32 protein-coding genes and 1 other annotated feature (1 of these 33 cut by a window edge) are annotated in these 25,929 nt (G+C 42.2%); all 32 genes read left to right on the top strand.

From position 1 onward, the window contains the following. Positions 1-62 (top strand) — a sequence feature (ribosomal protein L10 leader region); it begins 63 nt to the left of the window's first position. A gap of 40 nt (positions 63-102) precedes the next feature. Beyond that, positions 103-603: a 50S ribosomal protein L10 gene (gene rplJ / locus J2S05_RS19970; protein WP_306985997.1), complete on the top strand. Its 501-nt coding sequence runs from the start codon at positions 103-105 to the stop codon at positions 601-603. 72 nt (positions 604-675) lie between these two features. Further along, on the top strand, positions 676-1,044 hold the full coding sequence (gene rplL, locus J2S05_RS19975) for a 50S ribosomal protein L7/L12 (protein ID WP_306985999.1): 369 nt from the start codon (positions 676-678) through the stop codon (positions 1,042-1,044). A 74-nt stretch (positions 1,045-1,118) separates the two neighbouring features. Further along, entirely contained in the window at positions 1,119-1,721 is a 603-nt protein-coding gene (locus J2S05_RS19980; protein WP_306986001.1) for a class I SAM-dependent methyltransferase, read from the top strand. Positions 1,722-1,977: 256 nt separating this feature from the next. Further along, positions 1,978-5,517 (top strand): DNA-directed RNA polymerase subunit beta, encoded by a 3,540-nt coding sequence (gene rpoB, locus J2S05_RS19985; RefSeq protein WP_306986003.1) that lies wholly within the window; start codon positions 1,978-1,980, stop codon positions 5,515-5,517. Between the two features lie 123 nt (positions 5,518-5,640). Further along, complete coding sequence (rpoC, locus tag J2S05_RS19990; RefSeq protein WP_306986005.1) at positions 5,641-9,264, top strand: DNA-directed RNA polymerase subunit beta'; 3,624 nt, start codon at positions 5,641-5,643, stop codon at positions 9,262-9,264. Between the two features lie 89 nt (positions 9,265-9,353). Further along, the gene (locus tag J2S05_RS19995; RefSeq protein ID WP_306986007.1) at positions 9,354-9,602 is read left to right on the top strand and encodes a 50S ribosomal protein L7ae-like protein; all 249 of its coding nucleotides are present in this window, start codon (positions 9,354-9,356) and stop codon (positions 9,600-9,602) included. Between the two features lie 108 nt (positions 9,603-9,710). Further along, on the top strand, positions 9,711-10,130 hold the full coding sequence (rpsL, locus tag J2S05_RS20000) for a 30S ribosomal protein S12 (RefSeq protein ID WP_203090881.1): 420 nt from the start codon (positions 9,711-9,713) through the stop codon (positions 10,128-10,130). A gap of 38 nt (positions 10,131-10,168) precedes the next feature. Beyond that, positions 10,169-10,639, top strand: a complete 471-nt coding sequence (gene rpsG, locus J2S05_RS20005) for a 30S ribosomal protein S7 (RefSeq protein ID WP_306986009.1) — start codon at positions 10,169-10,171, stop codon at positions 10,637-10,639. A gap of 106 nt (positions 10,640-10,745) precedes the next feature. After that, complete coding sequence (fusA, locus tag J2S05_RS20010; protein WP_306986011.1) at positions 10,746-12,824, top strand: elongation factor G; 2,079 nt, start codon at positions 10,746-10,748, stop codon at positions 12,822-12,824. Between the two features lie 124 nt (positions 12,825-12,948). Beyond that, entirely contained in the window at positions 12,949-14,139 is a 1,191-nt protein-coding gene (gene tuf, locus J2S05_RS20015) for an elongation factor Tu (RefSeq protein WP_306986013.1), read from the top strand. 1,219 nt (positions 14,140-15,358) lie between these two features. Next, positions 15,359-15,667 carry a 30S ribosomal protein S10 gene (gene rpsJ, locus J2S05_RS20020; RefSeq protein ID WP_203090885.1) on the top strand — a complete coding sequence of 103 codons (309 nt, stop codon included), beginning with the start codon at positions 15,359-15,361 and terminating at the stop codon, positions 15,665-15,667. Positions 15,668-15,751: 84 nt separating this feature from the next. Continuing rightward, positions 15,752-16,381, top strand: a complete 630-nt coding sequence (gene rplC, locus J2S05_RS20025) for a 50S ribosomal protein L3 (RefSeq protein ID WP_306986016.1) — start codon at positions 15,752-15,754, stop codon at positions 16,379-16,381. 29 nt (positions 16,382-16,410) lie between these two features. Further along, positions 16,411-17,034, top strand: coding sequence for a 50S ribosomal protein L4 (gene rplD, locus J2S05_RS20030; RefSeq protein ID WP_306986019.1), 624 nt, complete (start codon positions 16,411-16,413; stop codon positions 17,032-17,034). Next, positions 17,034-17,321: a 50S ribosomal protein L23 gene (gene rplW, locus J2S05_RS20035; RefSeq protein ID WP_203090888.1), complete on the top strand. Its 288-nt coding sequence runs from the start codon at positions 17,034-17,036 to the stop codon at positions 17,319-17,321. The genes rplD and rplW overlap by 1 nt, the downstream gene beginning before the upstream one ends. 27 nt (positions 17,322-17,348) lie before the next feature. Further along, a complete protein-coding gene (gene rplB / locus J2S05_RS20040) occupies positions 17,349-18,179 on the top strand; it encodes a 50S ribosomal protein L2 (protein ID WP_306986021.1) in 831 nt (276 codons plus the stop codon). A 63-nt stretch (positions 18,180-18,242) separates the two neighbouring features. Then, positions 18,243-18,521, top strand: coding sequence for a 30S ribosomal protein S19 (rpsS, locus tag J2S05_RS20045; protein ID WP_306986023.1), 279 nt, complete (start codon positions 18,243-18,245; stop codon positions 18,519-18,521). Positions 18,522-18,546: 25 nt separating this feature from the next. Continuing rightward, entirely contained in the window at positions 18,547-18,888 is a 342-nt protein-coding gene (gene rplV / locus J2S05_RS20050; protein WP_251611488.1) for a 50S ribosomal protein L22, read from the top strand. 3 nt (positions 18,889-18,891) lie between these two features. Beyond that, on the top strand, positions 18,892-19,551 hold the full coding sequence (gene rpsC / locus J2S05_RS20055; RefSeq protein ID WP_306986026.1) for a 30S ribosomal protein S3: 660 nt from the start codon (positions 18,892-18,894) through the stop codon (positions 19,549-19,551). A 2-nt stretch (positions 19,552-19,553) separates the two neighbouring features. Further along, positions 19,554-19,988, top strand: a complete 435-nt coding sequence (gene rplP, locus J2S05_RS20060) for a 50S ribosomal protein L16 (RefSeq protein WP_251611486.1) — start codon at positions 19,554-19,556, stop codon at positions 19,986-19,988. Then, on the top strand, positions 19,978-20,181 hold the full coding sequence (rpmC, locus tag J2S05_RS20065; protein WP_203090893.1) for a 50S ribosomal protein L29: 204 nt from the start codon (positions 19,978-19,980) through the stop codon (positions 20,179-20,181). Before rplP ends, rpmC begins: the two co-directional genes overlap by 11 nt. 16 nt (positions 20,182-20,197) lie before the next feature. Further along, positions 20,198-20,458 carry a 30S ribosomal protein S17 gene (gene rpsQ, locus J2S05_RS20070; RefSeq protein WP_251611485.1) on the top strand — a complete coding sequence of 87 codons (261 nt, stop codon included), beginning with the start codon at positions 20,198-20,200 and terminating at the stop codon, positions 20,456-20,458. Between the two features lie 34 nt (positions 20,459-20,492). Next, on the top strand, positions 20,493-20,861 hold the full coding sequence (gene rplN / locus J2S05_RS20075) for a 50S ribosomal protein L14 (RefSeq protein ID WP_306986029.1): 369 nt from the start codon (positions 20,493-20,495) through the stop codon (positions 20,859-20,861). 46 nt (positions 20,862-20,907) lie between these two features. Further along, positions 20,908-21,219, top strand: coding sequence for a 50S ribosomal protein L24 (gene rplX, locus J2S05_RS20080; RefSeq protein WP_306986109.1), 312 nt, complete (start codon positions 20,908-20,910; stop codon positions 21,217-21,219). Positions 21,220-21,247: 28 nt separating this feature from the next. Further along, positions 21,248-21,787: a 50S ribosomal protein L5 gene (rplE, locus tag J2S05_RS20085; protein ID WP_143850513.1), complete on the top strand. Its 540-nt coding sequence runs from the start codon at positions 21,248-21,250 to the stop codon at positions 21,785-21,787. A 30-nt stretch (positions 21,788-21,817) separates the two neighbouring features. Then, positions 21,818-22,003 (top strand): type Z 30S ribosomal protein S14, encoded by a 186-nt coding sequence (locus J2S05_RS20090; protein WP_306986032.1) that lies wholly within the window; start codon positions 21,818-21,820, stop codon positions 22,001-22,003. A 29-nt stretch (positions 22,004-22,032) separates the two neighbouring features. Then, entirely contained in the window at positions 22,033-22,431 is a 399-nt protein-coding gene (gene rpsH, locus J2S05_RS20095; RefSeq protein ID WP_306986034.1) for a 30S ribosomal protein S8, read from the top strand. A gap of 32 nt (positions 22,432-22,463) precedes the next feature. Continuing rightward, positions 22,464-23,000 carry a 50S ribosomal protein L6 gene (gene rplF, locus J2S05_RS20100; RefSeq protein ID WP_306986035.1) on the top strand — a complete coding sequence of 179 codons (537 nt, stop codon included), beginning with the start codon at positions 22,464-22,466 and terminating at the stop codon, positions 22,998-23,000. Positions 23,001-23,030: 30 nt separating this feature from the next. Further along, positions 23,031-23,393, top strand: coding sequence for a 50S ribosomal protein L18 (gene rplR / locus J2S05_RS20105; protein ID WP_306986037.1), 363 nt, complete (start codon positions 23,031-23,033; stop codon positions 23,391-23,393). Positions 23,394-23,416: 23 nt separating this feature from the next. After that, positions 23,417-23,917, top strand: coding sequence for a 30S ribosomal protein S5 (rpsE, locus tag J2S05_RS20110; protein ID WP_143850508.1), 501 nt, complete (start codon positions 23,417-23,419; stop codon positions 23,915-23,917). Between the two features lie 14 nt (positions 23,918-23,931). Beyond that, positions 23,932-24,120, top strand: coding sequence for a 50S ribosomal protein L30 (gene rpmD, locus J2S05_RS20115; RefSeq protein WP_306986039.1), 189 nt, complete (start codon positions 23,932-23,934; stop codon positions 24,118-24,120). A 31-nt stretch (positions 24,121-24,151) separates the two neighbouring features. Further along, positions 24,152-24,592: a 50S ribosomal protein L15 gene (gene rplO, locus J2S05_RS20120; protein WP_306986042.1), complete on the top strand. Its 441-nt coding sequence runs from the start codon at positions 24,152-24,154 to the stop codon at positions 24,590-24,592. Next, entirely contained in the window at positions 24,592-25,887 is a 1,296-nt protein-coding gene (gene secY, locus J2S05_RS20125; protein WP_306986044.1) for a preprotein translocase subunit SecY, read from the top strand. Before rplO ends, secY begins: the two co-directional genes overlap by 1 nt. Positions 25,888-25,929 lie beyond the last annotated feature (42 nt).

Below are 25,929 nucleotides of genomic sequence, written 5' to 3' on the forward strand. Positions count from 1 at the left end.
GCGATAGATTCTTATGAATCCATACGCCCTCATGTCTGCATGAGGGCTTTTTATATGCTTATGTGCGGTATGAACGTAAAAGACTAACAGGAGGTGTAAAGTATGAGTAAAGTAATTGATGCAAAAAAACAGGTTGTTTCTGATATCGCTACTAAGCTTCGTGAAAGCCAGTCAACAGTTGTTGTTGATTATCGTGGACTTTCCGTTTCTGAAGTAACGGAACTTCGCAAACAGTTACGTGATTCAGGTGTTGAATTCAAAGTATACAAGAACTCAATGACTCGTCGTGCTACTGCTGAGACTGAACTAACTGCTCTTGATGAGCAGCTTGTAGGTCCAACTGCGATTGCATTCAGTAAAGAAGACGTAATTGCTCCTGCAAAGATTCTTAACGAATTCGCTAAGAAACATGAAGCGTTAGAAATCAAAGCAGGTGTGATCGAAGGTCAGGTTGCTTCTCTTGAGCAAATCAAGGCGTTGGCTGAGCTTCCATCTCGTGATGGACTTCTTTCTATGCTTCTTAGTGTGCTTCAAGCACCAGTACGTAACTTTGCCCTTGCAACAAAAGCAGTTGCAGATCAAAAGGAAGAGCAAGGCGCTTAATATAGACGCTGCTTAACCATGAACGACCCAAAACAAAGGTTGAATAACCTTAAAAAACAAGGAGGATTTACAATGACTAAAACACATGAAGAAATCATTGGCGCAATCAAAGAAATGACAGTACTTGAACTTAACGATCTAGTAAAAGCAATCGAAGAAGAATTCGGTGTTACTGCTGCTGCTCCTGTAGCTGCTGCAGGTGCTGGTGGTGGCGATGCTGCTGAAGAGCAAACTGAATTTGACGTAGTTCTAGAATCAGCTGGTGGTTCTAAAATCAACGTAATCAAAGCAGTTCGTGAAGTAACTGGTCTTGGTCTTAAAGAAGCGAAAGCACTTGTTGATGGTGCTCCAGCTCCAGTTAAAGAAGGTGTTTCTCAAGACGAAGCTAACGAAGTTAAAGCTAAGCTTGAAGAAGCAGGAGCTTCTGTTGAAGTTAAGTAATTAGTTGAATAAGAAAAGGCTCGCGCCATAGCGGGTCTTTTTTTGTCCATAGGTATACGGAATGGAGGGTTACGATGTCTGAACACTATTATTCAAAGAAACCAAATACTCAAAGTGAACAAAAGACGTGGACGGCGGAATTACGTGGACATACGATGCGTCTTACCTCGGATAGGGGAGTTTTCTCGAAACATGAAGTAGATTTTGGTAGCAAAATGCTGATTGAGCATTTTGAGTTCCCGGAAACGGAGGGAGATCTACTTGATGTTGGTTGTGGATATGGACCAATTGGATTAACACTGGCCAAGGAAGAACCTTCACGTACTATTCATCTGATTGATGTGAATGAACGCGCATGTACATTGGCGCGAATCAATGCGCGCCAAAATCATATTGAAAATGCTGTTGTTTACGAGAGTGATGAATTTGAGCACGTCCCGCATAATGAGTATGCAGGGATCGTAACCAACCCGCCGATACGTGCAGGGAAAGCATTGGTTTTTTCAATCTATGAACAAGCGCACGCCCATTTAACAAATGGGGGAGACTTGTGGGTTGTTATTCAGAAGAAACAAGGGGCACCCTCAACACTTGATAAACTAGCTCAGCTTTTTGATGAAGTAGAGACGGTTGCTAAGAATAAAGGATATTTTATTATCCGAGCAAGAAAAAATTGACTCATTATTTTACTTGTGGTATTATCATTTAATGCGTACAATTGCCTATTTTTCTAGCTCTACATGGCACAATCGTTGTTTTGTAAGGAATACAGCTAGATAAATTTGGTTATACTGCTATAATCAGTTTGCTCTGAGTATAGTTTGATTGTAAAGTGAGGTCAGTTTTTTTGAACAATGGTTATTCAAATCCTTCATATAAGAGTTTGAATTGCCTTTTTAGATACTATAACGCGAGATTTAAGGGGTGAATCAGTTGGCAGGACAACTAATTCAGTATGGACGTCACCGCCAGCGTAGAAGCTACGCGCGAATCAATGAGGTATTGGAACTTCCTAACTTGATTGAAATTCAGACAGCTTCCTACCAATGGTTTCTTGATGTAGGACTACGTGAAATGTTCCAGGACATTTCTCCGATCCAAGATTTCACAGGTAACTTGGTTTTGGAATTTATTGACTACAGCCTGGGAGAACCGAAATATCCGGTGGAGGAGTCAAAAGAACGTGATGTGACGTTTGCTGCTCCTTTACGCGTGAAGGTTCGTTTGATTAACAAAGAAACAGGTGAAGTAAAAGAGCAGGAAGTATTCATGGGTGACTTCCCTCTTATGACAGATACCGGTACGTTTGTCATTAATGGAGCAGAGCGAGTAATTGTTTCGCAACTGGTTCGTTCCCCAAGCGTATATTACAGTCAAAAAACAGACAAAAACGGAAAAAAAGGCTTTACCGCCACTGTCATTCCAAACCGTGGAGCGTGGCTTGAGCTTGAAACGGACGCGAAGGATATTGTTTATGTCCGGATAGACCGCACAAGAAAAATACCAGTGACGGTTCTTTTGCGTGCCCTTGGGTTCGGATCTGATCAAGAGATGGTAGATCTTCTAGGAGAAAACGAATATCTACGCAATTCACTTGAAAAAGATAACACGGACAGCACGGAAAAAGCGCTGCTAGAAATTTATGAGCGACTTCGCCCTGGTGAGCCGCCAACGGTTGAAAATGCGAAGAGTCTTCTTGACTCCCGTTTCTTTGATCCGAAGCGTTATGACCTAGCGAATGTAGGTCGCTACAAGATGAATAAGAAACTTCATATTAAGAACCGTCTCTTTAACCAACGTCTTGCTGAGACATTGGTTGACCCTGAAACAGGCGAAATTTTGGCTGAAGAAGGTACAGTGCTAGACCGTCGTACACTAGACCGTATTATTCCTTATCTAGAGAATAATGTTGGCTTTAAGAAAGTGTATGTATCTGGTGGTGTGATTGAAGACGAAGAAGTATCTATTCAATCTGTGAAGATCTATGCACCGAGTGATCGTGAAGGTGAACAAGTAATAGACGTAATTAGTAATGGAATGGTTGAACGTGATGTGAAGCATATTGCTCCATCAGATATCATCTCTGCAATTAGTTACTTCTTTAATTTATTACACGGTGTTGGCGATACAGATGATATCGATCACCTTGGTAATCGTCGTCTACGTTCAGTAGGGGAGCTTTTACAGAACCAATTCCGTATTGGGCTTTCTCGTATGGAGCGTGTAGTACGTGAGAGAATGTCTATTCAAGATCCAAACATGATTACGCCACAGGCGCTTATTAACATTCGCCCTGTAATCGCGTCAATTAAAGAGTTCTTTGGTAGTTCTCAGCTTTCTCAGTTTATGGATCAAACGAATCCACTAGCTGAGCTTACGCACAAACGTAGACTATCTGCACTAGGACCCGGTGGTTTAACAAGGGAGCGGGCTGGATTTGAAGTTCGTGACGTTCACTACTCTCACTACGGTCGTATGTGTCCGATTGAAACGCCAGAGGGACCAAACATTGGTTTAATTAACTCCTTATCTTCTTATGCGAAGGTAAATGAGTTTGGTTTCATGGAAACTCCATACCGTCGGGTTGATCCTGAAACAGGTATGGTTACAAAACAAATTGATTATTTAACCGCGGATGAGGAGGACAACTATGTTGTCGCTCAGGCGAATGCAAAGCTTACAGAAGATGGTGCATTTGTTGATGATAATATTATTGCTCGTTTCCGTGGAGAAAATACAGTCGTTGCCCGTGAACGTTTAGATTATATGGATGTATCTCCGAAGCAGGTTGTTTCTGCTGCGACATCTTGTATTCCGTTCTTGGAAAATGATGACTCCAACCGTGCCCTAATGGGGGCGAACATGCAGCGTCAAGCTGTACCATTGCTTGTACCTGAGTCTCCGATTGTTGGAACAGGTATGGAGCATGTGTCAGCAAGAGATTCAGGAGCTGCTGTTGTATCTAAAGGCCGTGGAGAAGTTGAACGTGTAACGGCGAAAGAAATTTGGGTTCGTCGAATTGAAGAAGTGGATGGCAAGGATGTTAAAGGTGACCTTGACAAGTACCGTCTTCAAAAGTTCATTCGTTCTAACCAAGGAACAAGTTATAATCAACGTCCAATTGTTGCTGAAGGCGACATTGTTGATAAACGCGAAATTCTTGCAGATGGACCATCTATGGAAAAAGGCGAAATGGCTCTAGGCCGTAACGTAATGGTCGGTTTCATGACGTGGGAAGGTTACAACTATGAGGATGCGATCATTTTAAGTGAGCGCCTTGTAAAAGACGATGTCTATACATCGATTCATATTGAAGAATACGAATCAGATGCTAGAGATACGAAGCTTGGACCAGAGGAAATCACTCGTGATATTCCTAACGTTGGGGAAGACGCCCTTCGTAATCTGGATGAGCGTGGTATTATCCGTACCGGTGCAGAAGTGAAAGACGGCGACATCTTAGTTGGGAAGGTTACACCTAAGGGAGTAACAGAACTGACGGCTGAAGAACGTCTACTTCATGCAATCTTTGGTGAGAAGGCACGTGAAGTAAGAGATACATCACTTCGCGCACCTCACGGGGGAGACGGTATTGTTCTAGATGTGAAGATCTTTAACCGTGAAGACGGCGATGAGTTGCCACCTGGTGTGAATCAGTTAGTACGTGTGTACATTGTACAAAAGCGTAAGATTCACGAAGGGGACAAAATGGCCGGTCGTCACGGAAACAAAGGGGTTATCTCGCGTATCCTTCCAGAGGAAGATATGCCTTACCTACCTGATGGCACGCCGATTGACATCATGTTAAACCCACTAGGTGTACCATCTCGTATGAACATCGGACAAGTGCTTGAGCTCCATCTAGGTATGGCTGCTCGTAAGCTTGGTATCCACGTTGCCTCACCAGTATTTGATGGAGCACGTGAAGAAGATGTTTGGGGTACGCTTGAAGAAGCGGGTATGGCTCGTGATGGTAAGACGGTCCTTTATGATGGACGTACAGGTGAAGCATTTGATAACCGTATCTCTGTAGGTATTATGTACATGATCAAACTGGCGCACATGGTTGATGATAAGTTGCATGCTCGTTCAACTGGACCTTATTCACTTGTTACGCAACAGCCATTGGGTGGTAAAGCTCAATTTGGTGGACAGCGTTTTGGTGAGATGGAGGTTTGGGCACTTGAGGCATACGGTGCTGCTTACACACTTCAGGAGATCCTAACAGTGAAATCAGATGACGTAGTTGGTCGTGTGAAAACATACGAAGCGATTGTAAAAGGTGAGAATGTTCCTGAACCTGGAGTACCAGAATCATTTAAAGTTCTAATCAAAGAGCTTCAATCACTTGGTATGGATGTAAAAATGCTCTCTAGTAATGAAGAAGAAATTGAAATGAGAGAGCTTGATGATGAAGAAGAGCAAGGGAACGATAAGTTGAATTTGAACTTTGAGCCAAGTGCAAAGGCGTAAAGAATAGTATGAGCAACCGGGGGAGGTAGAACCTTTCCCTGTTGCTTTCATTTTCTACTTTGATAGTGCAGGTATGACCAGAAATAGATAACAGATACGGAAATCAAAAGGGAGGTTAACCCCTTGCTAGATGTAAATAACTTCGAGTATATGAAAATAGGCCTCGCGTCACCTAATAAGATTCGTTCTTGGTCTAGAGGTGAAGTTAAGAAGCCTGAGACTATTAATTACCGTACGCTAAAACCTGAGAAGGACGGTTTGTTCTGTGAGCGTATTTTCGGTCCAACAAAAGACTGGGAATGTCATTGCGGAAAATACAAACGTGTCCGTTATAAAGGTGTAGTATGTGACCGTTGTGGCGTTGAAGTCACACGTGCAAAAGTTCGTCGTGAACGTATGGGTCACATTGAACTTGCTGCTCCTGTTTCGCACATATGGTACTTCAAAGGAATTCCAAGTCGTATGGGCTTAGTTCTTGATATGTCTCCACGTTCGTTGGAAGAGATCATTTACTTTGCATCGTATGTTGTAACAGATCCAGGTGATACACCTCTTGAAAAGAAACAATTGCTTTCTGAGAAAGAATACAGAGCTTATTACGATAAATACGGTCGTGGATTTACTGCCCAAATGGGTGCAGAAGCCATTCGTAAGCTTTTAGCTGATATCGATCTTCAAAAAGAAGTAGATTCACTAAAAGAAGAACTTCTTACTGCGCAAGGTCAGCGTCGTACACGTGCAATTAAACGTCTAGAAGTACTAGAAGCATTCCGTCATTCCGGTAATGAGCCATCATGGATGGTTCTTGATGTTCTTCCGGTTATTCCACCTGAGCTTCGTCCTATGGTACAGCTTGATGGTGGTCGTTTTGCGACTTCTGACTTAAATGACTTGTACCGTCGAGTGATCAACCGTAACAACCGTTTGAAGCGACTACTTGATCTTGGAGCGCCTAATATCATTGTTCAGAATGAGAAACGTATGCTTCAAGAAGCTGTCGATGCATTAATCGATAACGGACGTCGTGGAAGACCTGTTACAGGACCGGGTAACCGTCCATTGAAATCTCTTTCTCACATGCTTAAAGGGAAGCAAGGTCGTTTCCGTCAGAACTTACTAGGTAAACGAGTGGACTATTCTGGTCGTTCGGTTATCGTAGTAGGGCCTCACTTGAAGATGTATCAGTGTGGACTTCCAAAGGAAATGGCACTTGAGCTATTTAAGCCGTTTGTGATGAAGGAACTTGTAAGCAAAGGTCTTGCTCACAATATCAAGAGCGCAAAACGTAAGGTAGAACGTGTTCAGCCGGAAGTATGGGATGTACTTGAAGAAGTTATTCGTGAGCATCCAGTGTTACTAAACCGCGCACCAACACTTCACCGTCTTGGTATTCAGGCGTTTGAACCGATTCTTGTAGAAGGTCGTGCAATTAAGCTTCACCCACTCGTATGTACAGCATATAACGCTGACTTTGATGGTGACCAAATGGCTGTTCACGTACCACTATCTGCTGAAGCGCAGGCTGAAGCACGTATTCTTATGCTTGCAGCTCAAAACATCTTGAACCCGAAGGACGGGAAACCGGTTGTAACACCTTCACAGGATATGGTACTAGGTAACTACTACCTGACTCTAGAGCGTGCTGATGCAAAAGGGCAAGGTTCAACATTTAAAGATACAAACGAAGCAATCATTGCTTACCAGAATGGGTATGTTCACCTACACACACGTGTAGCTGTTCCGGTTTCCTCTCTAGGTAAATCAAACTTTACTGAAGAGCAAAATGATAGCTTGATCTTAACTACAGTTGGGAAGTTAATCTTCAATGAAATTCTGCCTGAGTCGTTCCCTTATATGAACGAACCAACAGATTACAACCTTGAAGTGGCTACACCATCTAAATATATTGTTTCAAGTGCAACAGATGTGAAGAAGGAATTAAATGAGCGTGAAGTCATCCTTCCGTTTAAAAAAGGTTTCTTAGGTAACATCATTGCAGAAGTATTTAAGAAGTTTAAGATTACAGAAACGTCTAAAATGCTTGACCGTATGAAGGATCTTGGATTTAAGTACTCTACTAAAGCAGGTATCACTGTTGGGGTAGCGGATATCGTTGTTCTTGCAGAGAAGAAAGTAATTCTTGCTGAAGCTGAGGAAAAGGTTGAACGTATCTTGAAACAGTTCCGCCGTGGTCTAATTACGGAAGAAGAGCGTTATGATCGTGTTATCTCTATCTGGAGTGAAGCGAAGGATGTTATCCAGAACAAACTAATGGGTACATTGGATCGTAGTAACCCAATCTTCATGATGAGTGACTCTGGAGCCCGTGGTAACGCCTCTAACTTTACGCAGCTTGCGGGTATGCGTGGACTAATGGCGAATCCATCTGGACGTATCATTGAGCTTCCGATCAAATCAAGTTTCCGTGAAGGACTAACAGTACTAGAGTACTTTATCTCTACTCACGGAGCGCGTAAAGGACTGGCAGATACGGCACTTAAGACAGCTGACTCAGGTTACCTGACTCGTCGTCTTGTAGATGTAGCACAGGATGTTATTGTTCGTGAGGACGACTGTGGTACAGACCGTGGACTTCAGGTTCAAGCGATTAAAGAAGGTAACGAGGTTATTGAAGGTCTTTATGATCGCCTTGTTGGCCGTGTAGTATTCAAAACGGTACGTCATCCTGAATCTAACGAAGTTCTTATTGGTAAGAACGAGTTAATCAGTGAAGATCTTGCTAAAGCAATCATTGATGCTGGTGTAGAAGCTGTTACTATTCGTTCTGTCTTCACTTGTAATACACGTCATGGTGTATGTAAGAAGTGTTACGGACGTAACCTGGCAACAGGAAGCGACGTTGAAGTAGGAGAAGCAGTTGGAATCATCGCTGCCCAATCTATTGGTGAGCCAGGAACACAGCTTACAATGCGTACATTCCACACAGGTGGTGTAGCAGGGGACGATATTACACAAGGTCTTCCGCGTATCCAAGAGCTATTTGAAGCTCGTAATCCGAAAGGTCAGGCTGTAATCTCTGAGGTAGATGGAGAAATCGTTGACTTTAAAGATGGAGACAAACGTGAGATCACTGTGAAGAGCGAACTTGAAACGAAGGCTTATGCGATTCCTTATGGTGCTCGTATTAAGGTTTCAGTTGGAGATCGTGTAGTAGCAGGAGAAAGCATTACTGAAGGTTCGATTGACCCGAAAGAGCTTCTGAAGGTTAAAGGTATGAATGGAGTACAGGAATACCTACTTAAAGAAGTACAGAAGGTTTACCGTATGCAAGGGGTAGAAATCGGAGACAAACACGTTGAAGTAATGGTTCGCCAAATGCTTCGTAAGATTCGTGTCGTTGATTCTGGTGATACAAAAGTACTTCCTGGTGCATTAATCGAAATTCAGAAGTTTAATGATGAGAATACAAGTGTTCTTATCAATGGTGAGAATCCAGCAACTGGACGTCCTGTCCTTCTGGGTATTACCAAAGCATCTCTTGAAACAGACTCATTCTTATCTGCCGCATCATTCCAAGAAACAACACGTGTTCTTACAGATGCAGCGATTAAAGGTAAGCGAGATGAGCTTCTTGGACTGAAAGAGAATGTTATCATTGGTAAGCTGATTCCGGCTGGTACGGGTATGCAGCGTTACCGCAATCTGAGCATCCATTCCGAGCATACAAAGCAGAGTCCTGAAGAACAGGCCGAAGCAATGCTTGAAGAAATGATCTCACAAGACTAAAAAAAGCGCATTAGGTGGTTGACACGCATATACCATGGTGATAAGATATCAAAGTGTGCCTGAAGACCTGTTGCTTTGGAGGATATTACATGTCTTATGAAAAAGTAGAACAGGGATTAAACCCATTCATTGGTGTTAAACAGACACTTAAAGCGCTAGACAACGACTTTGTTAGTGAACTGGTGATTGCCAGCGATGCTGACAGCCGTATTGTCAATCAAGCAGAGCTTAAGGCTCAAGCAAAGCGCATTCCGATTGTATATGTCGATTCAATGAAGAAGCTTGGAAAAGCTTGTGGAATTGATGTCGGCGCAGCCACTGTTGCGTTAAGGAAATAATATAATGTTTTTGCCGATCGGTGTCTTCCGTTTGGCAAAAACATTACTTTTGCCTAAACATGAACCACCAGGATCAGTGGTCTTATTTTAGAGGGAAGGGGGATCATCATGCCTACAATTAATCAGTTAATCCGTAAAGGCCGTGAAGCAAAAGGGAAGAAATCAGATTCTCCAGCGCTTAACAAAGGGTTTAACAGTTTCAAAAAGTCCCAAACAGACGTATCATCACCACAGAAACGTGGTGTGTGCACACGTGTGGGTACTATGACTCCGAAGAAGCCGAACTCGGCACTTCGTAAATATGCGCGTGTTCGTTTGACTAACGGAATTGAAGTTACAGCTTACATTCCAGGTATCGGACATAACCTACAAGAGCACAGTGTAGTACTTATTCGTGGCGGACGTGTGAAGGATTTACCAGGTGTACGTTACCACATCGTTCGTGGCGCACTTGATACGGCAGGCGTTCAAAACCGTATGCAAGGTCGTTCGAAATATGGTACGAAAAAGCCAAAAGAAAAGAAATAATTTATTAAATTACCTATTATTCGAAAGGAGGGGAGACTATGCCTCGTAAAGGTCCAGTCCCACGTCGTGACGTATTACCAGATCCGATCTACAATTCTAAGCTTGTAACCCGTCTAATTAACCGTATTATGGTTGACGGAAAGAGAGGAATTGCTCAAACCATTCTTTATAATGCGTTTGATACAGTGAAAGAACGTAGCGGAAACGACCCAATGGAAGTTTTCGACCAAGCGCTTAAGAACATCATGCCAGTACTTGAAGTTAAAGCCCGCCGTGTAGGTGGAACAAACTATCAGGTTCCAATTGAAGTTAAGCCTGAGCGTCGTACGACTTTAGGTCTACGTTGGTTAGTTAACTATGCACGTCAACGCGGTGAAAAAACCATGGAAGAGCGTCTTGCTAATGAAATTCTAGATGCTGCTAACAACACTGGTTCTGCTGTTAAGAAACGTGAAGATACGCATAAGATGGCTGAAGCTAACAAAGCGTTTGCTCACTATCGCTGGTAAGATCAATACCAAAATAAAGATGTATCAAAAAGCAGGATTAAAGAGCTTAGCTGTTTGACCTGACTTTTTGTTCATCATCTAACCGTTGAGGAAGGAGAAATACCCTATGGCAAGAGAGTTCTCCTTAAAAGATACGCGTAATATCGGTATCATGGCACACATTGATGCTGGTAAAACAACTGCAACTGAACGTATCCTGTTTTACACAGGTCGTGTTCATAAGATTGGTGAGACACACGAAGGTGCTTCTCAAATGGACTGGATGGCGCAAGAGCAAGAGCGTGGAATTACAATCACGTCTGCTGCGACAACAGCTCAGTGGAAAGACCATCGTATTAACATCATCGATACACCAGGACACGTAGATTTCACAGTTGAGGTTGAACGTTCACTTCGCGTATTAGATGGAGCTGTTGCGGTACTAGATGCACAATCAGGTGTTGAACCGCAAACAGAGACTGTATGGCGTCAAGCAACAACATATGGTGTTCCCCGTGTTGTATTCGTTAATAAGATGGATAAAACAGGTGCGGACTTCATGTATTCCGTAGGAACTTTGCGTGATCGTTTGCAAGCAAACGCACACCCAATTCAGCTACCAATCGGTGCGGAAGATGATTTCACTGGAATCATTGACTTAATCGAAATGGAAGCACACATTTACAAAGATGACCTTGGTAAGGAATGGGAAACAACTGAAATTCCTGCTGAGTATAAAGAACAAGCTGAGAAGCTTAACGAATCATTAATCGAGGCTGTTGCTGAGCTTGATGAAGAGTTAACGATGAAGTACCTTGAGGGTGAAGAGATTACGAAAGAAGAACTCAAAGTAGCGATCCGTAAAGGAACGTGTAATGTTGAATTCTACCCAGTAATCTGTGGATCTGCATTTAAGAACAAAGGTGTACAGCTTATGCTGGATGCTGTTCTTGCATATCTTCCATCACCACTTGATGTACGTGCTATCACAGGACACGTACCTGATTCTGAAGAAGAAGTAACACGTGAGCCTGGAGACGATCAGCCGTTCTCTGCACTAGCCTTTAAAGTAATGACGGATCCTTATGTTGGTAAGCTAACATTCTTCCGTGTTTACTCTGGTACACTCGATGCTGGTTCTTATGTTAAGAACTCAACAAAAGACAAGCGCGAGCGTGTAGGACGTATCCTACAAATGCATGCTAACTCACGTGAGGAAATCTCTACGGTTTACTCTGGTGATATTGCTGCTGCTGTAGGTCTTAAAGATACAACAACTGGTGATACACTATGTGATGAGAAGAACCTTGTTATTCTTGAATCAATGAACTTCCCAGAGCCGGTTATTCACTTGTCTGTTGAGCCTAAGTCTAAAGCTGACCAAGATAAAATGGGTATGGCATTAGCTAAGCTTGCAGAAGAGGATCCAACATTCAAAACGCATACTGATGAAGAAACGGGTCAAACCATCATCGGTGGTATGGGTGAGCTTCACCTTGATATCATTGTTGACCGTATGAGACGTGAGTTCAAAGTAGAAGCAAACGTTGGGGCACCTCAAGTATCTTATCGTGAAACCATTCGCCAAGCCGCTAAGGTTGAAGGTAAATTCGTTCGTCAATCTGGTGGACGTGGACAGTTTGGTCACGTATGGGTTGAGTTCTCTCCTAACGAAGAGGGCGCAGGCTTTGAATTTGAAAACGGAATTGTTGGTGGAGTTGTTCCTCGTGAATACGTACCAGCCGTTCAAGCAGGTATTGAAGAAGCACTTGATAACGGTATGATTGCTGGCTTCCCGTTAATCGACCTTAAAGCTCGTCTTTATGATGGTTCTTACCATGATGTCGATTCCAATGAGATGGCCTTTAAGATTGCTGCATCAATGGCTTTGAAAAATGCTAAAACCAAGTGTAACCCGGTTCTTCTTGAGCCACTTATGAAGGTAGAGATTGTTGTACCTGAAGAGTACATGGGTGACATCATGGGTGATGTAACAGCTCGTCGTGGACGTGTTGAAGGAATGGAAGCGCGCGGTAACGCACAAACTGTTAAAGCGTTTGTACCTCTTGCAGAAATGTTTGGGTATGCAACATCTCTTCGTTCACGTACACAAGGTCGCGGTACGTATTCAATGTTCTTTGATCATTATGAAGAAGTACCTAAGAGTGTGTCTGCTGAAATTATTAAGAAACAAACAGGAGAGTAATAGTTCCAGATTGTTTCTAATGATATTTTGTTGTAAGCTAAGAGGGATGTACAACCCCTTTGTGGGAGAACCATCTTTCTTAAAAAAATAAATGAAACGTTCAATTAAAGGGAGGAAATGAATCATGGGTAAAGAAAAATTCGATCGTTCCAAAACACATGCCAATATTGGTACTATTGGACACGTTGACCATGGTAAAACTACACTAACTGCTGCAATTACAACTGTACTTGCTAAGCGTTCAGGTAAAGGTCAAGCAATGGCGTATGACGCTATTGATGGTGCACCAGAAGAGCGCGAGCGTGGAATCACAATTTCTACAGCTCACGTTGAATATGAAACTGAGTCTCGTCACTACGCACACGTAGATTGTCCAGGACACGCCGATTATGTTAAAAACATGATCACTGGTGCTGCACAAATGGACGGAGGAATCCTAGTAGTTTCTGCTGCTGATGGTCCAATGCCACAAACTCGTGAGCACATCCTTCTTTCTCGTAACGTAGGTGTACCTGCACTTGTTGTATTCATGAACAAATGTGACATGGTAGACGACGAAGAGCTTCTTGAGCTTGTAGAAATGGAAGTACGTGATCTTCTTTCTGAGTATGACTTCCCTGGTGATGACATTCCAGTTATCCAAGGTTCTGCACTTAAAGCCCTTCAAGGTGATGCAGATTACGAAGAAAAAATCGTTGAGCTTATGAACGCAGTTGATGAGTACATTCCTACTCCACCGCGTGATACTGAAAAGCCATTCATGATGCCTGTAGAGGACGTATTCTCAATCACTGGTCGTGGTACTGTTGCGACTGGTCGTGTAGAGCGTGGTCAACTTAACGTTGGTGACGAAATCGAAATCATTGGTATCAACGAAGATGCTAAGAAAACAACAGTTACAGGTGTTGAGATGTTCCGTAAGCTTCTTGACTATGCTGAAGCTGGTGACAACATTGGAGCTCTTCTACGTGGAGTATCACGTGATGATATCCAACGTGGTCAAGTACTTGCTAAGCCAGGTACAATCACTCCACACACAAACTTCACTTCTGAAGTTTATGTACTATCTAAAGATGAAGGTGGACGTCACACTCCATTCTTCACAAACTACCGTCCGCAGTTCTACTTCCGTACAACTGACGTAACGGGTGTTGTACACCTTCCAGAAGGCGTTGAAATGGTAATGCCTGGTGATAACACTGAGATGACTGTTGAGCTTATCGCTCCAATCGCAATCGAAGAGGGAACTCGTTTCTCTATTCGTGAAGGTGGACGTACAGTTGGATCTGGTGTTGTAGCTTCTATCCAGAAGTAATAACATTCAAAAGCACCCCATCATTGGGGTGCTTTTTCTTTGTTTATGTTAAAAACACCTTGATGAATCCAGTAGAAAACATTTAAAATTCCATAACAAGCAACTATCAGCCTTTAAGTAGGTTTTTTGTGTTATTAAAAAAACAATAGGGGAGGGAGGACATAGGATGAACAAAAAAACGGTTTTAATTTTAGCTATTGTTTATATGACTGTGACCTTAATCTTGAACAATGTCCTGCAAACTGCTATTGGAGGATTTATGATGACATTAAGTTTACTAGCATTCGTAGTGTTAGTTATAGGGTCTGCATACTACATAATAAAGTTTCACATTAAACAATTTAATTATAATCATAAGAACCGGCATGACATTGAATGAAAAATAGTCCTCATTTAAACTCCAATTATATGAGGATCAATTTTTATACACAAAGCCATCAATGAAATTGAACAAGACCTTTTTAGCTAACACAAAGATAAGAGAGTAAGACCAACGCTCCTAATGTACATTCAACATTTAGAAGAAGTTGGAGTCATTATAAATCTTATGAGGGTTTGTGATTATATGTAGTATGGCAAGTTACTCTGGATTAGCGAAATTCTACTATAGATGTGTTACAGGTGTGACCTATTGTTTTAAAAGGTGGATCTAAATATTTAATGTCGCTGTCGAAAAAATCTATGAGTAATTAGCATTAATCTTCTATTGAAATACTGACGCTCTCTCAAGCGGACGGGATGGGGGAGGCCGACTCCAGTGGGACTAAAAGGCAAGGTTGAAATACACTGGCGTGAGCCAGTTTAGTTCAACGCCTCCCACGGAAAGCGTGCCCCCCCATCCCGGTAGCGGAGTGATGAACAAATCCCCGAACTATAATCACTCGAACGGTCCCATAGTAAAGATTCTTCTCCTTTTATGTTCTGCATTTACCCATGTTTTTCTTTCAAAAAAAGAAATGAAGAAAAACCTTGGTCTATCAATAAATTTCTTTTCAAAAATCCTTGCATTTACAAGACTGAGTCATTATAATAGTAGAAGTGTGCCCAAACTATATTTATCTTGTTCCTTATTGGAACGGGGAAATAGAAGTGAGTGCTGCGTTGACATCGATGATGCGGAAGGTTGCTGATACACCCGGCCCCATTGCCATGGCAGAGTGTTGATAATTTTCGCGGAGTATGTCTGTTTATAAAAATGGACGATAAAGGAGGGGCTATAATGGCAAAGCAAAAGATTCGTATTCGTTTAAAAGCTTATGATCACCGTGTTTTGGACCAATCAGCAGAGAAAATCGTAGAAACGGCAAAACGTTCGGGTGCAAGTGTATCAGGACCAATTCCGCTTCCAACTGAGAGATCAGTATATACGGTACTTCGTGCTGTTCATAAGTACAAAGATTCTCGTGAGCAATTCGAGATGCGTACACACAAGCGTTTGATTGATATTGTGGATCCAACACCACAAACTGTTGATGCACTTATGCGTTTAGACTTACCGTCTGGCGTTGATATCGAAATCAAACTATAATATTAACCTGCTTTTAAGCGGCATGTCCGCTCTTGATAAAATGGCAAACAAATAAAACATATATTTATATAGGAGGTGTAACGGATGACCAAAGGAATCTTAGGTAGAAAAATCGGTATGACTCAGGTGTTTGCTGAGAATGGCGAAGTCATCCCAGTAACAGTAATTGAAGCTGAACCAAACGTGGTTTTGCAAAAGAAAACAGTTGACTCTGATGGTTACGAAGCAATCCAACTTGGATTTGCTGACCAAAAGAAGAACAACATTAAGAAACCGTCTGAAGGGCATGCAGCAAAAGCCCAAACGACTCCTAAGCGCTACATCAAGGAAATCCGTAACGTTACTCTAGATGACTATGAAGTCGGACAAGAGCTTAGCGTAACAACTTTTGCAGAAGGCGATATCGTTGACGTAACTGGAACATCTAAAGGGAAAGGTTTCCAAGGTGCTATTAAGCGTCATAACCAATCTCGCGGACCGATGTCCCACGGTTCACGTTACCATCGTCGTCCAGGTTCAATGGGTCCTGTTGCTCCAAACCGTGTATTTAAAGGGAAACTTCTTCCTGGACGCATGGGTGGAGAAACAAAAACCATTCAAAACCTTGAAATTGTAAAAGTTGACGCTGAACGTAATCTTCTTCTTGTTAAAGGAAATGTTCCTGGAGCTAGAAAAGGCTATGTAGCGATTCAGTCCGGAGTTAAAGCTAACTAATCGATCTATAGAAGAAAGGAGGCCACATCATGCCGAAAGTTACAGTATTTAATCAAACTGGTTCAGAAGTTGGCGATATCGAGCTTGCTGATTCCGTATTCGGAATTGAACCAAATGAGAGTGTTTTACATGACGCAGTAGTAATGCAACAAGCAACACTTCGTCAAGGAACACACAAAACAAAAGGACGTTCTGAAGTACGTGGAGGCGGTCGTAAACCATGGCGTCAAAAGGGTACAGGACGTGCTCGTCAAGGTTCTATCCGTTCACCACAATGGGTTGGCGGTGGAGTAGTCTTTGGACCAACACCACGCAGCTACAGCTTCAAACTTCCTAAGAAGGTTCGTCGTTTAGCTATCAAATCAGCTCTTTCAAGCAAAGTACAGGCAGCTGAAGTTGTTGTACTTGAGGATCTGAAATTTGACGCAGTAAAAACTAAAGACATGGCAGCAGTCTTGTCTGGACTTTCTATTGCTAAAAAAGCACTTGTTGTTGTCGCTGACTACAACGAGAACGTTGAACTATCTAGTCGTAATCTTCCTAATGTCACAGTTTTAACTGCTGATTCCGTTAATGTTCTTGATGTGCTTAAGCACGACAAGCTTGTTTTAACAAAAGCGGCAGTTGAAAAGGTAGAGGAGGTGCTTGCATAATGTCAAACGCTCGTGATATCTTAAAGCGCCCTATCATTACTGAACGTTCAACTGATCTGATGGAAGAAAAGAAATACACATTTGAAGTTGATGTTCGTGCGAACAAGACTCAAATCAAATCAGCTGTTGAAGAGATCTTTGAAGTAAAGGTTTCAAATGTCAATACAATTAACTCCAAAGGGAAGTCAAAACGTTTCGGACGTTACACTGGCTACACGGCTCGCCGTAAAAAAGCTATTGTTACTTTAACGCCTGAAAGTAAAGAACTAGACTTCTTTGAAGGGTAACATTAACAAAGAAGGAGGGAATTAAACATGGCCATTAAAAAGTATAAACCAACCAGTGCCGGTCGTCGTGGCATGTCAGTACTTGACTTTGCTGAAATTACGACGGATAAGCCGGAAAAGTCGTTACTTGCTCCTTTACACAAAAAAGGCGGACGTAACAACCAAGGTAGATTGACAGTACGTCACCAAGGTGGCGGACACAAACGTCAATACCGTGTTATTGATTTCAAACGTAACAAAGATGGTATTCCAGGACGCGTTGCTACAATCGAGTACGATCCAAACCGTTCTGCTAACATCGCGTTGCTTCATTACGCTGATGGTGAAAAACGTTACATCATAGCTCCTAAGGGTCTTAAAGTAGGAAACGTTCTTGTATCAGGTGCTGAATCTGATATTAAAGTAGGGAACACTCTTCCACTTAAGAACATCCCTGTAGGTACTGTTATCCACAACATCGAGCTTCGTCCTGGAAAAGGCGGTCAGCTTGTACGTTCTGCTGGAACTGAAGCTCAGCTTCTAGGTAAAGAAGGAGATTATGTACTAGTTCGCTTGAACTCAGGTGAAACTCGTTACATCCTTGCTACTTGCCGTGCAACAATCGGTCAAGTTGGTAACCTTGAGCATGAACTTGTGAACATCGGTAAAGCCGGTCGTTCTAGATGGTTAGGCAAACGTCCTACTGTTCGTGGTTCTGTAATGAACCCTAACGATCACCCACACGGTGGTGGTGAAGGTAGATCACCAATCGGACGTAAGTCACCAATGTCTCCTTGGGGTAAACCAACTCTTGGATACAAAACTCGTAAGAAGAACAACCAATCTGACAAGTACATTGTACGTCGTCGCAAAAAATAACGCGATATGGCTTCGGTTCTCAACTAGGGGGCCGTTGGCCAAATCACGGAAGGAGGGAATCTCATGAGCCGTAGTTTGAAAAAGGGACCTTTTGTAGATGGTCATCTGATGAAAAAAGTTGAAGCTCTTAACGAGACTAACGATAAGAAAGTAATTAAGACATGGTCTCGTCGTTCAACCATCTTTCCTGATTTCGTCGGTCATACATTTGCAATCTATGATGGTCGTAAGCATGTACCGGTATACGTATCTGAAGATATGGTAGGTCATAAGCTTGGCGAATTCGCACCAAGCCGTACTTACAAAGGTCACGCTGCTGACGATAGAAAAACAAGACGTTAAGGATTGAAGAGAGGAGGTTAAGACCATGCAAGCTAAAGCTGTAGCAAAACAAATTCGTATTGCTCCTCGTAAAGTGCGTTTGGTTATAGACTTAATTCGCGGCAAAAACGTTGGAGAAGCAGTGGCTATCTTACGCCACACTCCAAAAGCTGCCTCGCCGGTAGTAGAAAAGTTGTTGAATTCAGCTATTGCTAATGCAGAACACAATTACGAGATGGAGCCAAATAACCTTGTTATTAGTGAAGCCTTTGTTGATGAAGGTGTAACTCTTAAACGTTTCCGTCCACGTGCAATGGGACGTGCAAGCAAAATTAACAAACGTAGTAGCCACATTACGATTGTAGTAACTGAAAAGAAGGAGGGATAACACATGGGTCAAAAAATTAATCCGATAGGTCTTCGGGTTGGTATTATTCGTGACTGGGAGTCTAAATGGTACGCTGAAAAAGACTACGCTACTCTTCTTCACGAAGATATTAAAATCCGTGACTATGTTGAAGGTCGCTTAAAAGAAGCATCCGTTTCTAAAGTTGAAATTGAGCGTGCTGCTAATCGTGTGAATATCACAATTTCTACTGCTAAACCAGGAATGGTTATTGGTAAAGGTGGATCAGAGGTTGAAGCTCTTCGTAAAGCTTTAAACGATCTTACTGGAAAACGAGTTCACATTAACATCTTTGAAATCAAGCAAGCAGATCTTGATGCAAAGCTTGTTGCAGAAAACATTGCTCGTCAACTTGAAAGCCGTATTTCATTCCGTCGTGCGATGAAGCAATCAATTCAACGTACTATGCGTTCTGGCGCTAAAGGAATTAAAACGCAAGTATCTGGCCGTCTTGGTGGAGCAGATATCGCGCGTTCTGAGCATTACAACGAAGGAACAGTTCCACTTCATACTCTTCGTGCTGACATCGATTATGGAACAGCAGAAGCAGATACAACTTATGGTAAAATCGGAGTTAAAATCTGGATTTATCGTGGTGAAGTCCTTCCAACGAAAGGAACTAAAAAAGAGGAAGGAGGCAAATAATCATGTTATTACCAAAACGTGTTAAATATCGTCGCGAACATCGCGGAAAAATGCGTGGTCGTGCAAAAGGTGGTACTGAAGTTCATTTCGGTGAATTCGGACTACAAGCTACTGAAGCATCTTGGGTGACAAACCGTCAGATCGAAGCTGCTCGTATTGCTATGACTCGTTACATGAAACGTGGTGGTAAGGTTTGGATCAAGATCTTCCCTTCTAAGCCATACACTGCAAAGCCTTTAGAAGTACGAATGGGTTCTGGTAAAGGGGCGCCTGAAGGTTGGGTTGCTGTTGTGAAGCCTGGTAAGATTATGTTTGAAATCTCTGGAGTATCTGAAGAAGTAGCTCGTGAAGCTCTTCGTCTTGCCTCTCACAAATTACCGCTCAAAACTAAGTTTGTAAAACGTGAAGAACTGGGTGGTGACGCAAATGAAAGCTAATGATATCCGTAACTTAACCACTGCTGAAATTGAAAAACAGACTCAAACATTGAAAGAGGAGTTATTCAACCTTCGCTTTCAACTAGCAACTGGTCAATTAGACAATCCATCACGTATCCGTGAGGTGCGTAAAGGAATTGCTCGTACAAAGACCGTATTGCGTGAGCGTGAGCTTGGAATTAACAACGGCTAAAGAGGAGGTTTGCTAAATGGAACGCAACCAGCGTAAAGTATATCAAGGTCGCGTTGTTTCCGACAAAATGGATAAAACCATAAGTGTCCTTGTTGAAACATACAAAAAGGATCGCTTGTACGGAAAACGTGTTAAATATTCAAAGAAACTTAAAGCCCATGACGAAGAAAACACTGCAAAAGCCGGTGACATCGTTCGAATCATGGAAACTCGTCCGCTATCTAAGGACAAACGTTTTCGTCTAGTAGAAATCGTTGAAGAAGCGGTTATCATTTAATAGAAGCTTTTGATTCGAAGGGAGGTAAAATCATATGATTCAACAGGAATCCCGTTTAAAAGTTGCAGATAACTCAGGTGCTCGTGAAGTATTATGTATTAAAGTACTTGGAGGTTCTGGACGTAAGACTGCTAACATTGGTGATGTAATTGTTTGTACTGTAAAACAAGCAACACCAGGTGGCGTTGTCAAAAAGGGTGAGGTTGTTAAGGCTGTTATCGTTCGTTCTAAAACAGGTGCTCGTCGTACTGACGGTTCATACATCAAATTTGATGAGAACGCAGCTGTAATTGTACGTGATGATAAAAGTCCACGCGGAACTCGTATCTTTGGACCGGTTGCTCGTGAACTTCGCGATAACCAATTCATGAAGATTGTTTCTCTTGCTCCGGAAGTTCTTTAATTAACGATTGAATGGCAAGACCCAGGGAGGTGCAAATATGTCAAACATGCATGTCAAAAAAGGTGATACAGTAATTGTTATCGCTGGTAAAGATAAAGGTAAGCAAGGTGTTGTTCTTGAAGCTTTTCCTAAGAAAAGCCGTGTGCTTGTTGAAGGTGTTAACCTTGTTAAAAAACACGCGAAACCATCTCAGGATAATCCACAAGGCGGCATCCTTAACCAGGAAGCAGCAATTCATTCATCTAACGTGATGCACATTGATCCTAAATCAGGAGAGCGCACACGAGTTGGATTTAAAGAAGAGAACGGTAAAAAAGTACGGGTTGCAAAACGTTCTGGCGAAGCGCTAGACAAGTAATCAACACGTTTGAAAGGAGGACCTTTAAATGAGTCGTTTAAAAGAAAAGTACTCTCAAGAAATCGCTCCATCACTAGTTGAAAAGTTCAAATACAGCTCAACTATGGCGGTGCCTAAACTTGATAAAATTGTTATTAACATGGGTGTTGGTGAAGCCGTATCAAATGCAAAAGCACTTGATAAAGCAGTTGAAGAATTAACTGAAATTGCAGGTCAAAAACCAGTTATCACTAAAGCAAAGAAATCAATTGCAGGCTTTAAACTTCGTGAAGGTATGCCAATTGGCGCTAAAGTTACTCTTCGTGGACAACGTATGTATGATTTCCTTGATAAATTAGTTAGTGTATCTTTACCACGTGTTCGTGATTTCCGTGGGATCTCAAAGAAAGCCTTTGACGGTCGCGGTAACTACACACTTGGCGTAAAAGAACAACTAATTTTCCCTGAAATTAACTACGACAAAGTCGATAAAGTTCGTGGAATGGATATCGTTATCGTAACAACTGCACAGTCAGATGAAGAAGCACGCGAATTGCTAACTCAAATGGGTATGCCGTTTCAAAAGTAAGATAAGTTTTATTGATTAGGAGGGAATACATTGGCAAAAAAATCAATGATTGCAAAACAAAAGCGTAAGCCTAAGTTTAAAGTGCAGGAATATACACGTTGTGAAAGATGTGGTCGTCCTCATTCAGTATTGCAGAAATTTAAACTTTGCCGTATTTGCTTTAAAGAACTCGCTTATAAAGGACAAATTCCTGGCGTTAAAAAAGCAAGCTGGTAATACCTAGAACGGGAAGGAGGTAATTAAACATGGTTATGACAGATCCTATCGCAGATATGCTTACTCGTATTCGTAACGCTAACCTTGTTCGTCACGAGAAGCTTGAGCTGCCAGCTTCAACTATAAAAAAAGAAATTGCCGATATTTTGAAGCGTGAAGGTTTCATTCGTGATTTCGAATATATTGAAGATAGCAAACAAGGCGTGATTCGTATTTTCTTGAAATACGGTTCAACTAATGAGCGTGTAATCACAGGCCTTAAACGTATCAGCAAGCCAGGACTACGTGTCTATGCTAAATCAGGGGAACTTCCTCGTGTACTTGGCGGACTTGGAATTGCGCTTGTATCAACATCAAAAGGTGTTATGACAGACAAAGATGCTCGTCAACAGCAAGTCGGTGGAGAAGTACTGGCTTACGTTTGGTAGAAGCGTGTTTGAATCGAATGGAGGTGTAATGTATGTCCCGAGTTGGTAGAAAACCAATTGAAGTTCCTGGTGATGTTACAGTTACACTAGAAGGTACTTTTATTACAGTAAAAGGTCCTAAAGGTGAACTGAGCCGCGATTTGCACCCGGACATTAAAGTTAACATTGAAGATAAAGAGATTACGGTTGAACGTCCATCGGACCACAAAGATCACCGTGCTCTTCACGGAACAACACGTAGCTTGATCAACAACATGGTAGAAGGCGTAACTAAAGGCTTCGAACGTGGACTTGAGCTTGTAGGTGTAGGTTACCGTGCTACAAAATCAGGAAACAAACTAGTTCTTAACGTTGGTTACTCTCACCCAGTTGAGATCGTACCAGCTGAAGGTATTGAAGTTGAAGTTCCTTCTAATACGAAAGTAGTTGTAAAAGGGATCGATAAGCAAGCTGTTGGTGCTCTTGCATCTAACATCCGTGCAGTCCGTCTGCCTGAGCCTTACAAAGGTAAAGGAATTCGCTATGAAGGTGAAAATGTTCGCCGTAAAGAAGGAAAAACAGGTAAATAATTAATTAGCTAGCGAAAGGAATGACGTTCAATGATTACGAAGCCGAACAAAAATCAGGCACGTAAGAAAAGACATGCTCACGTTCGTCGCGCCATTACTGGTACGCCTGAACGTCCACGTCTTAACGTTTTCCGTTCTTCGAAACACATCTACGCTCAATTGATCGATGATGTGAATCGTGTAACTTTAGCTCAAGCTTCTTCACTTGATAAAGAGCTTGGTCTTGAGAACGGTGCTAACAAAGAAGCAGCTGAAAAAGTTGGTTCACTTGTAGCGAAACGTGCAGTGGAAAAAGGACACGAAACAATCGTTTTTGACCGTGGTGGATACATTTATCACGGACGTGTACAGACACTTGCAGATGCAGCCCGTGCGGCTGGTCTGAAATTCTAAGAACAGATAAGGAGGGAAAATAAATGCGTCGTATTGACCCTAATACGTTAGAACTTGAAGAAAAAGTCGTAACAGTTAACCGTGTTGCTAAAGTAGTAAAAGGCGGACGTCGTTTCCGTTTTGCAGCATTAGTTGTTGTTGGAGACAAGAACGGACACGTTGGTTTTGGAATGGGTAAAGCTCAGGAGGTTCCTGAAGCAATCCGTAAAGCTGTCGAGGACGCAAAAAAGAACCTTATTGAGGTTCCAATTGTAGGCACAACACTTCCTCACCAAATTCTAGGACATTTCGGAGCAGGCCGCGTACTTCTTAAGCCAGCATCTGAAGGTACTGGAGTTATCGCAGGTGGTCCGGTTCGTGCAGTACTTGACCTTGCTGGTGTAGGCGATATCCTATCTAAATCATTGGGATCTAACAACCCAATTAACATGGTACGTGCTACAATCCAAGGCCTGTCAAACCTAAAACGTGCTGAAGAAGTTGCAAAACTTCGTGGCAAATCCGTAGAAGAACTCTTAGGATAAGGAGGGACATTTAAATGGCTAAGAAATTAGAAATTACCCTCACGCGTAGTTTGATTGGTCGCCCTGAATCTCAGCGCGTTACCGTTAATACGCTAGGTTTACGTAAAATGCATCAAACAGTAGTACAACAAGATAATGTAGCAATTCGTGGAATGGTTAACAAAGTAAGTCACTTGGTAACTGTTACTGAAATTGAAGCATAATTGACGATTTTTGAATGAGGAGGTGTCGACATTGAAACTTCATGAGTTGAAGCCTGCAGAAGGTTCTCGTAAAGTTCGTAATCGCGTAGGCCGAGGAATCGGTTCGGGAAATGGTAAAACAAGTGGAAGAGGCCATAAAGGTCAAAATTCTCGTTCTGGCGGAGGAGTTCGTCCAGGATTTGAGGGTGGACAAAATCCACTTTACCGTCGTTTACCAAAACGCGGATTCACAAACCGTACTCGTAAAGAGTACTCAGTAATCAGTCTTGATACTCTTAACCGTTTTGACGCGGGTACAGAGGTTACACCTGAACTACTAATCGAGTCTAAAGCAGTGAAAAATGTGAAGGCTGGTATTAAAGTTCTTGGTAATGGTACGCTTGAGAAAAAGCTAACTGTGAAAGCAAACAAGTTTTCAGCATCAGCAGTAGAAGCTATTGAGGCAGCTGGCGGAAAAACCGAGGTGGTTTAATGTTCCGGACGATCTCCAACATTTTCCGAGTGGGTGATTTGCGCCGTAAGGTCATCTTCACCCTTCTTATGCTCGTTGTTTTTCGGATCGGAAGCTTTATTCCTATCCCTGGTTCAAATAGTGAGGTGCTAAACTTCTTTGATGAAGCAAATGCATTTGGCTTTTTGAACACCTTTGGGGGAGGGGCTTTAGGTAACTTCTCGATTTTTGCGATGGGCATTATGCCATATATTACAGCATCCATTGTTGTACAATTGTTACAAATGGACGTGGTACCTAAGTTCACCGAATGGGCAAAGCAAGGTGAGGCAGGGCGTCGTAAGCTGGCACAGGTAACTCGTTATGGAACGATCGTTTTAGGTTTTGTTCAAGCATTAGGGATGTCAATCGGTTTCAACTCACTTGCTCCAGGTCTGATTCAGAACCCTGGCATTATGACATATTTGTTTATTGCACTGGTTCTTACAGCAGGTACAGCTTTTCTTATGTGGCTGGGTGAGCAAATCACCGCAAATGGTGTTGGAAATGGAATCTCTATCATAATATTTGCAGGTATTGCAGCAGGTATTCCAAACGGTCTAAACCAGATATACACATCTGAGATCGAGGGCGCAGGCGATCAGCTATTCCTAAGTATTATTACTTTGCTGGTTCTTGCAGTAGCCATTCTTTTGATTGTTGTAGGAGTAATATATGTTCAACAGGCACTTCGTAAAGTTCCTGTTCAATATGCAAAACGTCAGGTGAACAACCGAACAACTTCGGGCGGTCAATCGACACACTTACCTCTAAAGGTAAATGCGTCTGGGGTTATCCCAGTTATCTTCGCATCTGCGCTGTTCTACTTTCCAGGTACAATTGCTGGATTCTTTGGAACAGAGAACGCAACAGCGAGGTTAATTGTAGATATCTTCGAACCGAGTAACCCTTATGGTGCGGTTATGTTCGTTGCGTTAATTATTGCTTTTACTTATTTCTATACATTCATTCAGGTTAATCCAGAAAAAATGGCAGAAAATCTTAAGAAACAAGGTGGATATATCCCTGGAATCCGTCCTGGAAAAACCACACAGACTTACTTAACTCGCATTTTATACCGTTTGACCTTTGTTGGTTCGTTGTTCCTTGCAACAGTCGCAATTATCCCTGTTATTTTCATTCAGGTAATGAATTTACCAGCAGCTATTCAAATTGGTGGTACAGGATTATTGATCGTTGTTGGTGTCGCATTAGATACAATGAAACAAATCGAAGGACAGTTAATCAAACGTTCGTATAAAGGCTTCATTAAGTAAACTTGCATCGGGGTATTCACACCCCGTTCGCTTGTTGTCGGG

The sequence above is a fragment of the Alkalicoccobacillus murimartini genome (genome assembly GCF_030813245.1).
Lineage (GTDB): Bacteria > Bacillota > Bacilli > Bacillales > Bacillaceae_D > Alkalicoccobacillus > Alkalicoccobacillus murimartini.